The 15,481-nt window shown below is 59.3% G+C and carries 5 protein-coding genes and 1 pseudogene; 3 read left to right on the top strand and 3 right to left on the bottom strand.

Features of this window, described 5'->3' with window-relative positions; all coding sequences use genetic code 11:
- Positions 1 to 191: 191 nt before the first annotated feature.
- Entirely contained in the window at positions 192 to 575 is a 384-nt protein-coding gene (locus tag KVQ74_RS12160) for a DUF6124 family protein (RefSeq protein ID WP_217831324.1), read from the bottom strand.
- A gap of 539 nt (positions 576 to 1,114) precedes the next feature.
- Between KVQ74_RS12160 and KVQ74_RS12150 the strand changes: the two genes are divergently transcribed.
- The 3 genes from KVQ74_RS12150 (at position 1,115) to KVQ74_RS12140 (ending at position 7,657) form a co-directional block, all read left to right on the top strand.
- Positions 1,115 to 3,058: a hypothetical protein gene (locus tag KVQ74_RS12150; protein ID WP_217831322.1), complete on the top strand. Its 1,944-nt coding sequence runs from the start codon at positions 1,115 to 1,117 to the stop codon at positions 3,056 to 3,058.
- A gap of 123 nt (positions 3,059 to 3,181) precedes the next feature.
- The gene (locus tag KVQ74_RS12145; protein ID WP_217831321.1) at positions 3,182 to 5,125 is read left to right on the top strand and encodes a hypothetical protein; all 1,944 of its coding nucleotides are present in this window, start codon (positions 3,182 to 3,184) and stop codon (positions 5,123 to 5,125) included.
- Positions 5,126 to 5,416: 291 nt separating this feature from the next.
- Positions 5,417 to 7,657: an autotransporter outer membrane beta-barrel domain-containing protein gene (locus tag KVQ74_RS12140; RefSeq protein ID WP_225929978.1), complete on the top strand. Its 2,241-nt coding sequence runs from the start codon at positions 5,417 to 5,419 to the stop codon at positions 7,655 to 7,657.
- A gap of 79 nt (positions 7,658 to 7,736) precedes the next feature.
- On the opposite strand, the gene KVQ74_RS12135 is transcribed toward KVQ74_RS12140, so the two are convergent.
- Positions 7,737 to 12,791 carry an Ig-like domain-containing protein gene (locus KVQ74_RS12135; protein ID WP_217831319.1) on the bottom strand — a complete coding sequence of 1,685 codons (5,055 nt, stop codon included), beginning with the start codon at positions 12,789 to 12,791 and terminating at the stop codon, positions 7,737 to 7,739.
- Positions 12,792 to 12,989: 198 nt separating this feature from the next.
- Positions 12,990 to 15,481 (bottom strand): annotated as a pseudogene (locus KVQ74_RS12130) (hypothetical protein); the annotation flags it as partial.

Genomic DNA, 15,481 nt, shown 5'->3' with positions numbered 1-15,481 from the left:
CCGGTTACCGGGGGCGGCGGGTTTTTCATGGCTGGCGGCTGGATTTTTGGTGGCTGACAAGTTGCCTTCGCGAGCCAGCCCGCTCCCACATTGGACCGCGTTGCCTCCAGGGGGGGGGCAGGCATTTCCAGTGTGGGAGTGGGCTTGCCCACGAAGGCGTACTTTCAGTCACCGACGAATCAGGCTACCTGCTACAGCCGCTTGTCCGCCTCGATCTCCAGATTATCCAGCGCCCGATTCACCGCCAGTTCGCCGATCATCACCAGTTGGGCAATGCCCAGCAGGGTGGTGCGATGGGGCGCGGGCAGCAGGTTGGCGAAGTCGTGGGCGATGTGCTTGGCCGAGGCCAGGGTTTCGCTCGCGTTGGCCAGCAGTTCTTCACTGTCGACGTCCGGGGCGATGGCGTACATCGGGCCGGATTTGCGTTTGGGGCCGGGATTGCCGGGCGGGCAGAGGTAATGATCGAGGGCACGCTCGGCGGCGTCGTGGAGTTTTCGCGAATCGGCGGATTCGTAGGGGGAGGTCGATTCGGTTTCCAGATTTTCTTCGGGTGGGTTGGGTGTTGGTTTGATCATGGCAATCTCCGTGATGGATTGAGGCCGCCACGACTCATCGCTAAACAAGTAAAGGTGGCGGCTGTACGCAGGTTAGCGATCCGGGTCACAGAAACCCCGGGTAGACCCGAAGGTCTCCCACGCACAGCCACCATGACGCAAATGCAGACAGACAAATCTGCAATCGAGAAGGGTGTTGCTTCGGCGTAAGGACGGATCGCTAAACCCGACCGCTGATTCGTCAGCGACCCGGAAACGATAAAACCCGACCTCAAGGCGCACAAGCCGGCGGATTCTGGCGCAGCCGTAGGCAACGACGCAAGGATGTGTAGCCTTCGAGAGTGTCTGCGGATGTTGTTTCAACATGGCCGTTTAATCGCTGTCCGGCTCTGTAAGTCCATCGACCGAAAACCGCCTGATTCCCGACGAGCGGTAGCAATACCTGTAATTTCTGACAGTAGGCAGGTTCGCCATCCGCGCGCTAAATGGAACCAACCGTTCAGGCCGTCCAGTGAGACGGCCTCGACACCCGGTATCTGCATTTTCAGGGACTATGCGAGATGTCAGCGTCCAAACCGCCAGTCGATCAGACAGCAGCAGTAGCCCCGTCGGCCGATCTTGAAGCGCCCAAGGTTCCGGCGGTGCTGGACCCTGACGACCCGGAAGGCCTGTTGCCCATCCGGGCGCTGGGCCAGGATCTGGAAGTGACGTACATGGGCTGGGAGTTCACCCTTCCTCCAGGCCGTACAGATCGGGTCGAGTTGGGCTTCACGCCATTTGGCTCGACGTTCGTTTCGGTCGATCAGCGCGATTATCCGTCCGGGGTTACGGTGCCACTGCCGCAATCGCTCTACGTCCCGCGCACGCTCCTGAACCAGGGCCTTTATCAGGTTTCGATCCGGGTTTCGCCCAGCCTGCAAAACCCCACGGAGTCCCCCAGAACGCTGATTACCATCGACACCACGATGCCCAATTTTGGCCAGCAGCCCAAAGCGGTGATCTTTCCCGCCGAACTCAATGGCGTGATCACCGAGGCTTACCTGAGCCAGCATGGCCAAGTCGTTGTCGATGTGCCGTTTTATACCGACGCGGTGGCCCGTGACCGGGCGGTGTATTTCTGGACGGACAAGAACCCGCCACCCAGCGGCGAAACCGAGATCCGCGAGCAGGAGTTCAGTCAACAGGACATCATCGATCAACGCCTGCAGATCACCGTGTACGCCGACGAGATCCGCGCCTGGTCATCGGGTGCGCGCTACATGTATTACCGGCTCAGGGACCGCGCCGGCAATACCGGGCCAGTCTCGGAACTGGCAACCATCCGGGTCGATCTGACGCCGGCACCGGGCGCGTTTCTGCCACCCAGGGTGGATCTGGATCGGGGGCTGCTCGATCGCCAACAGGCGCGTGACGGTTTGATCGTCGAGATCGATCCCTACGATTTTCCGGACGCCGCGCAAAGTGTCGCGGTCAATTGGGACGGCACGGAGCTGGCGGAGATCGCGGTCGATCCGGCTAATTTTCCGCAAAAGGTCACGGTGCCATGGACGGCCATGCATGCGAACGGCGACGGGCCTCTGCGCGCCACCGTGGACTATCGGATTCGTCTCGCGGATGGGAGCTACTCGCCCAGGGCACCGTCGATTTCTGTCGCGGTCGATCTGACCCTTGCCGGTCAGGATCACCCGCTGGCACCGGCGTTGTTGAACGCGACCCTGGCCACGGTGGAGGTGCGCGGTCAGGTTTCCGATCAGGCAAACCGCTTGCTCGGTGTCGATTACGGGCTGCCGGCCAGGGTTCTGCTGACACTGTTCGACGTTCCCGACGCCTATGAACGGATCGATCTGTTCTGGGGGGCATTCACCACACCGGTCGCCGAGTACCACGTTCAGCCGACCGATGTCGCCGGTCAGCCTCTGGTGCTGGAAGTGCCGTGGCAGTACATCGAACCGGATCTGCAAAACCCCCGGCTGCCGGTCTGGTACACCACCACCAACGGGGTGAACGAGCAGTTGTCGCGGGTGACGGATGTCGAGGTGTCCATGGTGGTCTTCAACGACCTCAAGGAACCGACATTTCCCCATGCCGGCAGGGAAGGCGTGCTGCATTGCTGTTCCGTGCCAAGGTTATGGGAAGGGGTCACGGTCCATGTCCGGCCCGATCCACGGTTCGCGGTCAGGGACAGCATCACCCTGCACTGGCAGGGCTGTTACGGGCAAAACGGTTCCAACCCTATCCCCGGTGTCTACAAGGCGTTTTTCAAAGAGCTTGAAGCGGTGGATGTGGTCGAGGGCTTCGACATCGTCGTCGACGACTTTGAAGCGCTGATTGCGCCCATGGTCAATAACGGCTCGGCGCTGGTGCGCTACGAACTGGCGAAACAGAACGGCAGCGTCGGACGTTCACGACCGGACTTCGTGATCATTAACCGAACCATGCCCAGCGGAGAAGTTTGTTCGCCAACCAATGAAGTTGATTGTCCGGATCCTGTTTGGGGCGAATGAGTTGTAAGTTGTAGGTTTAAAGAGATTGGCGATATTCAGGGTCGCAATGGTATTGCGGTTTTGGGTAGTTGCTTGGGTCGTGGAAAGTAATTTCAAGTAACTAATTAGTTTCGGAGAAGAAAAATGTCTGAATTCAAAAGAGTGATCGATAATGATCCAGGACGCGCCGCCGCAAAGGCCGCCCGACTTGCAAAGTTCCAAAGGGTGTCCACTTCCCCGCAACTCCAGAATCTTTTACCCGACGTTGTCGGGGATGAGCCCAACATGTTGCCAAAGGCTTTTCAGGGCGTGGATAACAACGTCCTGATTGAAGAGGTTCTGGAGTTGTCTCCGCCTGTACCCGCAGGGCGGGAGATTTATCTGCAACTTTTATGGGACGGTGTGCCTGCCGGGGATGAGATCAGTGCAATCACACCTGTGGACACTACCCAGACACTGGTATTGAAAGGCGCTGATACGAGCGGGGAGGGGCGTCATTCTCTGAGTTACAGGCTCATCTATGCCGGCAACCCTACGAATTACGATCAGCCCGTTTCCATTTTTATCGACAAGGAAGCCCCCAACAAGAATGTGGCAGGTGCCGAGATAGAGCTGCCAACGGAATACGCGGATGGGCGTATCACCAAAGAGCGACTGGATGCCGATCCCGATATCGTGTTGACCATTCCCCGGCACAGTGATCGAAGAGTGGATGATGTCATTGAGGTCTATTACGGGAAAAGTGTGCCGGGCAGACTGATCGGAACCTACACGGCGCTGGACAATTCAAACTCACCCATGACGGTGACCTTGACCAAGGCTCAGGTCGAGGCCGGCGGCGAAGGCGAGCAGATTCTGTATTACAAGATGATCGATCGGACAGGTAACGAGGGGCCGGTTTCGCACGAGTTGGGTGTCGTTGTCGAACTGACTGCCGCCCCCGCCAACCTGAAAGATCTGAAAGTGGATGAAGCGCCTGATCCTGACCGGCTGATTGATATCAAGGACGCCATTCCGGACGTGCTGGCGCAGGTCGACGCCTATGACAATATCAACCCTTCGGATCGAATCCAGTTGACCTGGGATGGCATCGTCCAGCCGGAAAAACGAGCATCCGATGGCGCGCCGTGGCTTTTTGATATCCCGTTTGCCGATGTGAAACGCAATGGCCTGGGACCCCGAGCGGTTACCGTGAGTTACCTGGTGAGGCGCGGTAATCAGGAGTACCCGGGACCGACATTTGCCCCTGTCAATGTCGACCTCCGGCGCGCTGGCCCGGGACCGGATGATCCCGATGATCCGGAAACCGGCAACCCGAAACTGGCACCGGTGACCACTCAGGCCAAGAACACCACTGATCCCAACAAGTTCGAGTTGGTGGACGTCAATGAGGACGGTACGGCAGCCACCACGGTTTCGGATGACCGTGCTACGGGGGATGTCTACCAGTTGTACTGGAACAAAGTGCTGGTGCCGGGCGGCATATACACGGTTACCGGTAACGAAGCGGACGGGGATCCGATTGAATTCACAATTCCCTGGGCCTTGATTCGCGACCAGGGCAATAACGCTGCGCTTCCGGTCCACTACGAAATCACCAACCCTGGCCTGCCGCCAGGGAACTCCAATAACTCCCTGCGTCAGCCGGTCGATGTTCACGTTATTGCGGTCACCCTACCGGAAGTGAAAGTCAACTTTGTGCAGACTATCGGGGGCACCGAGTACTTGAATTGCTCGTCCCTGAGAAATATTTCCAACGTTGGTTGGGCAGCCGTGGTCGGTGTCAAAGGCGGGGCGCCTCTGGAAGATGCCATGACCCTGAAATTCAAGTGGACCGGTAATGCTTTTGACGATACAGGCCCTGTACCAGTGCCGGATTATGAGTTCACCAAAACATTGAGCGGTGGCGAACATCTCAATGGCACGACGGTTTATTTGCCACACGACGCAGCATTGAAACCTATCCGGGATGGTAACGGAACAATCAGTTATGAAGTGACTGTCGGCGGACGTGATGAAACTTCAAATGCACATACGGTCGAGGTAGTTGTCCGCGATGGGCAAGGCAATGATTGTCCGCTGCCATGATGAGTGAATAAGCCGAAATGAAAAAAGGAAGATGTTTATCTTCCTTTTTTCTATCGATTCCGATTGTGTATTCAGCCCTTTGGAAATGTAGGACCTTCGTTGAGGTGGTGTCTGGCTGACATTTAATGAGGACTTTTCTCGTCGGCGTTAGGACTTGTCCTACATAGATAAGTGAAGTGGAGCAATAGACTGCGCGCCTCGCCTTGAGGGGCAATTAATTTACGGTCTTATGGAGTTACTGTCATGAAGCGTTGTTTGCCTGTCGTATCTATGGCGTATCCCGCACGAATGATGAACCTTGTGCTTTTTTTTCCCATCTTTCTTTTGAGCCCGCTGGCTCAGGCGTTGACCACGGTGAATCCGGGGCAGACCCTGAACATCGATGCTTCCACTTCTCCTGATAATTACCTGGTCAATGGCGGAGTTCTGAATACCAATGCCGCGCAGACGTTCGAAGTGTTCGTTCAATCGGGCGCTACGCTCAATGCTGTCGGCGGTACGTTTGCCGGCCGCAACGGTAACAGCGGCATCAACGCAATCAACGGCGATATCACCGTGGACGGCGCAACAGTGACCGGCAGTGGCGCGGCGCTTTCGGTGGTCCGTCAGGGACCGACGACCACCGGTTCCACGGCTGTTGTCGGCAACAGTACGATCACTGGCGGTACGTCCGGTGCGTTGATCACCGGGTTGAGTTCGCTGGTGCTCAACGGTGGCACTGTCACTGGCACTCAGGCCAGCAGCACCGGTATCCAGTTTTTTGGCGGCGATGTGCGTGCCAATGGCACCACCATCAGCGGCGGTGAAAACGGTGCGCGGATTGCGGCTGATGGAGCGGGCCTCGGCGACACTCGCCTGAGCCTGAATGGCGCGACCCTGCAAGGCCGGGCCGGGTCGGCCATTCTGATCGAGGACGCCGTGGAGGCGAGCATCGAGGTACTCAACAACTCGACTCTGCTCGCCGGCAACAACCTCCTGCTCGACGTGCAAGGGGCCTCCACCGCTGCCATGACCGTCAACAACAGCACCCTGCAAGGCAACATCAACATCGCCGGCAACAGCACCGGCAATCTCACCTTCGATCAGGGCCGGATGACCGGTGATGTGCTGGTCGAAGACGGGTCGACCGCCAACGTGACCCTGAACAACGGTTCGCAGTTCACCGGTCGTCTCGACAAGGTCAATGGTGTCACCGTCAACAGCGGTTCGCTCTGGACCCTCACCGCCAGTGACAGCGTGGGCACCCTGGCCATGAACGGCGGGACGGTGCGCTTCGGGGCGCAGAACGCGCCGGACACTTTCTACCAGTTGAACGTCGGTACGCTGGCGGGTTCGCACGACGGTTCCAGCACGCTGGAGATGAAGGGCAATTTCGCCACGGGCCAGCATGACTTTCTCAATGTCACGGGTGTGGCTTCCGGGCAATTCGGTTTGCTGGTGGCGGCATCGGGGCTGGATGCGGTGAATCCGCAGGAGCTGACGCTGGTCCACACCGCCGCCGGGGATGCGCAGTTTGCCTTGCGCGGCGGCCGCGTCGATCTCGGTGCCTGGTCCTACGACCTGGCCCAGCGCGCCGACGGAACGGGCGGTACTGACTGGTATCTCGATCCGACCACTAAAACCATCAGTCCGGGTGCCAGCGCGGTACTTGCCCTCGCTGGCACACCGATCACCGTGATCATGGGCGAAGACGCTTCGTGGCGCAGTCGCATGGGCGAGTTGCGTTTCAACGGTGGGCTGGCGGGAGCGTGGATCCGTACCTTTGGCAACCAGTACAACGTCGCCGCCGGTTCCGGTACGGCGTATCAGCAGAATCAGCGAGGGTTTTCCCTCGGGGCCGATACCCGCGTGGGTGAGAGCAACGTGCTGGTGGGGCTGATGGGTGGTTTCAGCGAGTCCGACCTGAACCTCGATCACGGCACTTCCGGTACGGTCAAGAGCTACTCCTTCGGGCCGTACGTGACCTGGGTGGAACCGGACAGCGGCTACTACGCCGACGGCGTGCTGAAGTTCAACCGCTTTCGCAATGAAGCCAAGGTCAGCCTGAGCGACGGCACCCGCACCAAGGGCGACTACGACAACTGGGGCGTCAGTGCGTCGGCGGAGTTCGGCCGGCACGTCAAACTGGACAATGACTATTACGTCGAGCCGTTTGCCAAGGTGCTGCTCGCGCAGATCCAGGGCAAGCGCTTCAGCCTCGACAACGATATGCAGGCCGATGGCGATCGTGCCCGTTCGCTGCTGGGCAAGGTCGGGGCCACGCTCGGACGCAACTTCGAGCTGGGAGATGGCGCTATCGCCCAGCCGTATCTGCGAGCCGCCCTGGCCCACGAGTTCGCCAACAACAACGAGGTGAAGGTCAACAACAACACCTTCAACAACGACCTGTCGGGCAGTCGCATGGAGTTGGGCGCCGGTGTGGCGGTGGCCATGTCCGAGAAGTGGCAGGTGCATGTCGACCTCGACTACAGCAACGGCGAGCACATCGAGCAGCCGTGGGGCGGCAACGTCGGTCTGCGCTACGCCTTCTGATCATTGCCGAACCGGAAATTGAAAAGCGCCTCGCGGATGCGAGGCGCTTTTTTTTTGCCTGGAGGTCAGGGTTGTTGCTTCATTTGACTCCGATTCCACTGGCGCTGACCAACTCTCCCAACAGCCGCTCTTGCCCTGTAACCAGGTTTCTCACGTAGTACCGGCCGAACGATGCGTGATTGTATGACCAATAATCGTCATTACCCATGGGCCAGTTGTTGGGATAAAAACTCTGTATCTCTCGTAACTGCTCCAGTGAGGGTACATGGGCGCCAATGTTGGCGGCGTCGCGCATGATGATCCCCAAGACACTTCGACCGAGCGGGTAGCAGTGGATGACGCCTCTCACCGTCACGGTATAGCTCTTGCTCTGACCGGCACTGTCCCTGACGGTAATGGTCGCACTGCCGTTCCCCCGGACGGTGACCAGCCCCGCCGCATTCACCACCGCTATCTTGTCGTCGCTGCTGGTGTAGGTGTAGCCCGGCACCCCTGCGCTGGCCTGGCGCTGGATCGAGGTTCCCGGACCAAACACCGGAAGGGCGTGGGGATGGACGGGCAGCAGATAGATTTTGCCGTTCAGGTCTACGGGGCTGGTGTCGAAGTTCAACGGCGGCGTCGGTGCGTTGACGGTAAAACTTCGGGTATTGGAGTTCTGCCCGGTCGTGAGGGCTTTCGCCAGGACATTGTGAGCGCCAACGGCCACTCCCAGGGTGGTTGTCCAGGCGCCGGTGTTCGAAGCGGTGACGGTATGTTTCGCCGCGTTGTTGTCGTAGATCTGCACCTGATGCGAAGGCGTTACCCGGCCTTGCAGCGTTACCGTGGTGTCGATGGTCGTGCTGCCGTTCTGCAGTTCTCCGCGCGAGTCCCTGACCGAATCGAGGAAAGGCCCGATGTGCGCCGCCACGGTAAACCCGTGTTCGGCGGTTTCCGGCTGCGTTCCGTACAGCGCCCTGGCCTTGATGCGGTGTGTGCCAAGACTCAGGTTGGCGAGGGCCTTGTTCCAGGTGCCATTGTTATCGACGGCTGTGGCGGGCGCCTGCGCGATACCGTTGTCGTAAACCTGCACGGACTGATTGCGGCTGGCGCTGCCGGTGACCGTCACGCTGGTGTAGTAGGTGGTGCCGCCGTTCGCGATGTTGCCGGCAGCGTCAGCGACGCGCGTGATGGCTGGCGGCTGGGCGACGGCGACGGTGAACGTCCGGGTGTTCGACACCGGCTGCGAGCCGTACAACGCCTTGACCTGGAGGTTGTGCGTCGTGGCACTCAGGCCGACCAGGGTTTTGGTCCAGATGCCGTCGCTGCCGACGTTCAGGACGGGAGTTTGTGGAACATTGTTGTCGTAGAGCTGCACGGTCAGATTGGCAATGGCCGTGCCCCGGACGACGACACTGGTGTCGAACGTGGTCCCGTTGGGCACGACGTCACCTTGCGAGTCCGTGACGTTGGTGATCTCGGGTGCGGTGGCGACCGCCACGGTAAAGGTGCGGATCCCTGATTCCGGTTGTGCCCCGTACTGCGCCACGGCTTTGAGGTTATGCACGCCGAGGCTCAAGCCACTGACGACCTTGCGCCAGATGCCCTTGTCGTCGACTTGGGTGGGCGGAGACAGCGGCGTCGTTCCGTCATAGAGCAGCACGATCTGATTGGCATCGGCGCTGCCGGTGAGGGTGACGCTGGTATCGAAGGTCGAGCTGTTTTGCTGCACCTCGCCAACGGAGTCGGTGACGCTGGTGATGTTGGGGGCCGTGGCGACCGCCACGGTAAAGGCCTGCGGCGCCGATTCCGGGTTTGACGCGTACAGCGCCTGGGCCTTGATGTTGTACGTCGCGACGCTCAGATTGCTGAGGGTATGGCGCCAGACACCCAGGTTGTCGACCGTGACATCAGGCGCCAACGGGATGCTGCCGTTATGCAGGCGCACGGTCTGATTGGGGCTGGCGGTGCCGGTGATGGTGACGGACTTTTCGTAGGTCGTGCCATTGGGTGGAATGACACCTTTGATGTCCCTGATTTCGGTGATGTCCGGCGTGATCGCCTGCGCCACGGTGAAGTGGCGCAGCGCGGATTCAGGCTGCTGACCATACAGCGCCCGCACCTTGATCGCGTGCGCGCCAAGGCCCAGGTTGCTGAGGGTCTGGCGCCATTCGCCCTGGCCGTCGACCGGCGTGGGCGCAGGCAGCGGCGTGGCGCCGTCGAACAGTTGCACGTTCTGCCCTGGGCTGGCCTTGCCGCTGACGGTGACGCTGCGGTCGAACGTGATGCCGTTGTCCGCGACATTGCCCCAGGTGTCGGTGACATTGTCGATGGTCGGCGGGATCGCTTGCTTCACCGAGAAGGCGCGTATCTGACTGTCGACCGGATCCGCCGGATAAAGCGCCCGGGCGGTGAGGTGATAATCCTTGAAGGCGAGGTTGCCGAGGACTTTGCTCCAGCCCCAATCGGTGCCGACATCGGCCTTGCCCAGCGATGTCGAGCCGTCGAACAGCTCGATTTCTTCTCCCCGGGTCGCTGTGCCGCTGACGGTCACTTGCTGTTCGAAGGTGTCGCCTCCTTCCGCCACCTCGCCGAACGCATCGCGCACGCCGGTGATTTCCGGCGTCACCCAGTCGTAACGGGTGGCGACTTCCAGTTGTAGGCGCGGCAGTTCGAGGGCGGTGTCTTGCTGACTCGAGCCATCGAACGCGATGGCGCCGATCACCGTGGCCGGGCTGCGATGGCCAAGTTTCATCAGCTCGCTTCTGAGCAGGATTTCATCGAGGCCGCTGGCGACCTGCGCCGTCGTGATTTCCACGCCATCGAGCAGTTTGATGAGGTGGGTCGAGCCCGTTTCCGTCCGGCCTTCCAGGCGCAGCCACAGGCGCTGCTTGAGTGCAATGTACGGCCAGCGGGCAACCCGCGCGTTGGCATTGCCGGTAAACGTCATCAGGTCCAGCACGCTGTCTTTGGCTTGGGGCACTTCAGGCCGGGGCAGTTGGTTTTCGGGATCGTTGAAAGTCGAGACGAAGACATTCCGCGCGTCCGAAGGGGTGCTGAAATTGTAGCGCTCGACCTCATAGCTGACCGTGAGCCAGCGGCCGATGTTGGGGCCGACCAGCGCTGGATCGACATGAAAGGTGACGGTGCCACTGGCATCGGCGGGCAGTTCCATGTCCTCCGAGGTCCCGTTCGGTGTGCCGAGCCATTTGAGGGTGAGGGTGTCCAGCGCTTCTTTCATGCTCGGGTAGCTGACCTCGACGTCGACGCCGCTCAAGGCATCCATCGGGTCCAGCACATCATCGGGCGCCTGGATGACTGCAGGTGGAGGCAGGTCGCCGATCGGCTCCCCGATCAGCAGATTGAGGGTGGCCGAATAGTCATAGCGTTGGGTGGCCGCACGCCACAGCGAATAACGGACGTTGACTTGCCGGCCGATATTGGGGATGACGTGATCTTCCGAGACCCTGAAGCGCACCGCTTGACCGACAATCGGGAGAGTGATGGGGATCTCGTCGCTGGTGCTGCCGAGCGGACCTTGCCAGTAATACCGCAGGATGTCGCCCTTGGCGGTGCCGGGATAGCGGACAAGGACATGGACGAAATCGAACATCCTGTCCGGATCCAGCACATCGTCCGGCGCTTCTTCGACTTTCGGGCTGGGCAGTGTCGCGCTGATCGCTTGCACCTTGGCCAGCAGACGTTCCGACTCGCTGACGGCATACACCGCCCGATCATCGTTGGACACGCTGTAGGACACGTCCAGCCGTCCACCGTTGAGGACGACGATGTGCTCATTCTTCACATAAAAACCGATCTGCCCGGCGTCCGCTTCGTTACCGGTGACGGTGTGGGATTCTTCATGCAGATAGGGCGTGCCACTGACAGTTGTGCCCCGCCAGTGACAGACCACGAAGTCGCCACTCTGGATGCCCGGATAGCGCACCACCACGCTGGCCACATCGTGATGGGGTTCGAGGGTGTCGCCCATCAGTTCGAGGATGACCGGTTCGGGCAACTGCGAGGGATCGCCAATGACCTGGACGAACCGCCGTTTGGAGGAGAGTGTGGCGTCCTGGGTCGTCAGCACATAGGCGACATCCGCCGTGCCCATGGCAATCGCCCTTACCTCTTCGTAAGGCACCTCAAACTCCATGATGTGCGGAACGCTTTCCACCTGTTTCGACTCTTTGCGAGTCAGCGGTGGGCCGCTGAACGGAATACCGATCCAGGTCATGGTCACGGTATCGCCCAGTTTGAAATTCGTGGAGTCGATGATGATCTGCACGATGACGTTTTCTTTCTTCAGATCCTCAATCACCAGGATGCCGTTGACCGCTTGCTTGACCAGCGGCGCCTCCAGCCGCCAGCCCCCGGCGTCGACGGCAATCGAGGTGCGTTTCGAATGTCGGGAGGCCCAGTTCCACACGTCGTCATGGGGCATGTATTTGATTTCCAGCGAATCACTGTCGCCGCCGGCCAGGATGTCGTCATGCGTCACAATGATCACGATCGGCACTTTGCCGTCGGCTTCGTCTTGAGTGACGACGTGGCCATTCAGAATCCAACTGCCCCAATACACCAGAATGACATCGCCCGCCTCGATGTCCGGGTAGACCGGGATCGTGAGGGGCACGCCTTTTTCCGCCCAGTCCTTGTCGATCACGCCTTGATCGATGATCTCCTGTGGCAATTGCGGCTTGTGCAGTTCGGAATGCCCGTCGGGGTCATTCGGCGCTTTGTCGCGCCCCCCGGGCGCGTTGGTTTTGACCTTCAGCAACAGCGGCACCGCCGGGTCGTCCGGGGTGGTTTCACCCTTGCGCGTCAACTGGTAGTAGCAGGTCGGGAACCCTGGGTCGAACAGAGTTTTCGGCAGATAGAAAAACAGGTTTTTGTCGACTTCCCCTGGCTCGACGGTGCGGGTTAACACCTCGACGTCATTCCAGTAAATGGCATGTGTGTCGCCTTCCTGCATCTCCAGGTAAGCAATGATCACGCTCAGGATTCCGGCGCTGTTTTCGTCGACCACCGACTTGTTGATCCCGCCATCGGCAACGGTGATCGGCGTGACCATGCCGGCAATCTGTAACGGTCGCAGGGCCAGCAGACTGTTTTCGTTGTTGAGCCAGGGAAGCAGAAACGGACGGTGGGAAGGCATGACAAAACTCCTGAGCGAGCGCGTGGCCATCGGCGAGCGAAGTTTTTATTGGGCCTCAGGTTGGGGATGCGGGCTACTGTCAGATCTGACAGGTGTGGGTGGGTTTTCGACGAGTGGTCTGGGCAGTGAGGAGGCCAGCTACTGAAAAACGGCCCGTGGGCCGTTGTTCTGTTGAGCGAGTTTATCTTGTCCCTCCTTCTATCCCCATTGGAACTGAGTAATGAAGCATGCGCCGATGGATGTCTGGTCGTGAATGTCAAAATAGGAAATTTCTGAATCGGCAGGAGCTGAAAAGTTGTATTGCGCCGGTTGGTGTTTGTTTGTAATAACTTCGGAATATATGTCTTTGTTGTTAAGGTCGAAAAAAGTAATTCGAAATACTTGGCTTCCCTCACCCGGTAAGTACCAGATGGAGAGTGATTGTGCGTAGCCATTTATGAGCTTGATTCGTGCGGTTGAGTGGTAGTTATACAATTTGTTATCGATCGTGGTTCTGTTCGCCATCACGCCAAGATTGGCTTCGACTTGAGTCGTTAAAGTAAATTCCAGTCCACTGACACTCGTGTAAATATCCCCGATTCTTCTCAGTTCGAAGGAAGTACTGGCCGGGAAAGACTCAATGCCGGTTGTAAGGTTGATAACGGTTAATGAACGAACACTTGATTCTGGCGAATTTCCGTACTTCGCTTTGACCGTATAACTATGAGTTCCTCGTGTCGGGTTGGAAAGAGTATGCGTCCATTCTCCAGTGGAGCCGACGTTGATCAACGGAACTATTACCACGCCTTTGTCGCGTAGCTCCACTGTCATGTTAGCAGTCGCTTTGCCCGTGAATGCCAATGTGGTTGCTTTGGTTAAAGCGTTATTCAGAATTTCTGTACCCCAGTTGTCTTTGATCGAAGTGATTGTCGGATCGATGAGAGCCACAACCGTCAGAGTTCTGGGATCGGATTCCACGCCTGGATCATACAAAGCCTTAGCCTTGAAGCTGTGCAGACCTTGGCTCAGAGGGGATACGTTCAATGTCCAGACTCCAGACGTCGCATTGGCAGTAGCTTCACCCTTGGATGTAGTGCCATCAAAGACTTCGACTTTTTGGCTCTGGGCAGCAGAGCCGGTCAGCAGCACGGCGGTTTCAATGATAGTTCCACCGTTGGGAATCTCGACGTTGCTCGGCAAGCCTTTCACCGAGGTGATAGTGGGGGCGGTGGCTGCCACCACGGACAGATTTCGCACGTCGGAGTAGGTATCGCTGCTGTGATACAGCGACTTCGCATACAACCGGCGCGCGCCTGCGGCGACGGTGATGGTGTGCTCCCAATCGCCTGTCGTTGCATGCGCGGTTGCAATGCCCTTGGAAACCGCACCTGAACCATTGCCGTCGAAGATCTCGACGCGCTGACCGTTGCTCGCCTTGCCCGACAGTTTCAATGTCGTGCTGGTGGTAACCCCGCCTTCCGGAACCGGTGTACCGGCCGCGTCCAGTACGTTGACCAGCGTCGGTGCGATCAGGGCCGTCACCGTAAGCGTCCTGGCCTCCGACTCCAGATTTGACCCATACAAGGCCCTGGCTCTGAACGTGTGCGCGGCGACGCTCAGCGCCGTCATGCGCAGTTCCCAGAGGCCGGATGCATTGGCTGTGGCCTGTCCTTTGGACGTCGTGCCGTCGAAAACCTCGAGCTTTTGATCCTTGGCAGCCGTGCCGGTCAGTTTGACAACGGGGTCGGCGGTGATGCCGCCAGGCGCGATCTCGGTGCCTCTGGAGTCTTCCGCACGGGTGATGGCGGGTTTCAGGTCTTCCACGGCTTTGATGGTGTAGGTGCGCACCGGGAAGGTGACGGCATCCGCTTCCTGTTGAGTGCCGCTCAGGCCGGCCTTGAACTCCACGGTGAACGACGAGCCATGTTTCAGGCCCTTGATCTCGTTCACCACCGCTGCCGGAACGTTGTACTCGTAATCACTGGTGACCCAGCCTGGATTGGTGACGGAACCCGGCGGCTGGAAGATGAATTTGTCGTATGCGGCGCCGCTGGACTGGGTGCCCCTGAACCGCAGCCACACATATTGTTTGAGGGCGATCAGTGGCCAGTTGGGGGAGTGGGTTCTCACGGTGGTGGTGATTGCACTCACGTCCAGCTCCGGGCCGTCACCGTTGTTGGCGGCCTGAAGAATCTTCGAGGCGTACGTCGGCCCCAGGGTCAGTGGCGCCACGACCAAAGGCCGGGAGGGTGAGGGAATGGGCGCAGCGTTGCCCTGTTTCACCGTGTAGCTGACGGTCACCCCTTTGCCCAGGTTGAACGCCAGCGGGCTGTTGGCCAGCGCGATTTCCTGTTCGCCCAGGACCGCCACGGTTTTGGGCGCCGCGGTATGCGAGCCGCCCGCCGGCGTGCCCGTAGCCCCGGTGAAGGTGACGGTGATGACGTCGTTCACGGCCATGCCGGTGTAATTCACCAGTGCCGTCAATGTGTCTTTGGCGGCGACCGGATCCAGCATGGCGTCATCCGGCGCCTCCTTGATACGCGGAGCTTGCAGATCCGCCTTCACGCCAACGTTGAATTCCTCAATCTGCGAATAACTGACCCGCCCGTCCTTGCGCTCGATGTGGTACGAGGCCTTCACCGTACCGCCCTCGTTGCCCTTGATCAGTTCGGGCTTGATGGTGAATGCCACCGCTTTGCCGGCGGTGAGTG

The sequence above is a fragment of the Pseudomonas botevensis genome (assembly GCF_019145475.1).
Lineage (GTDB): Bacteria > Pseudomonadota > Gammaproteobacteria > Pseudomonadales > Pseudomonadaceae > Aquipseudomonas > Aquipseudomonas botevensis.
Note: the sequence above shows the minus strand (reverse complement) of the source record. Positions and strands in the feature narration are given on the sequence as shown.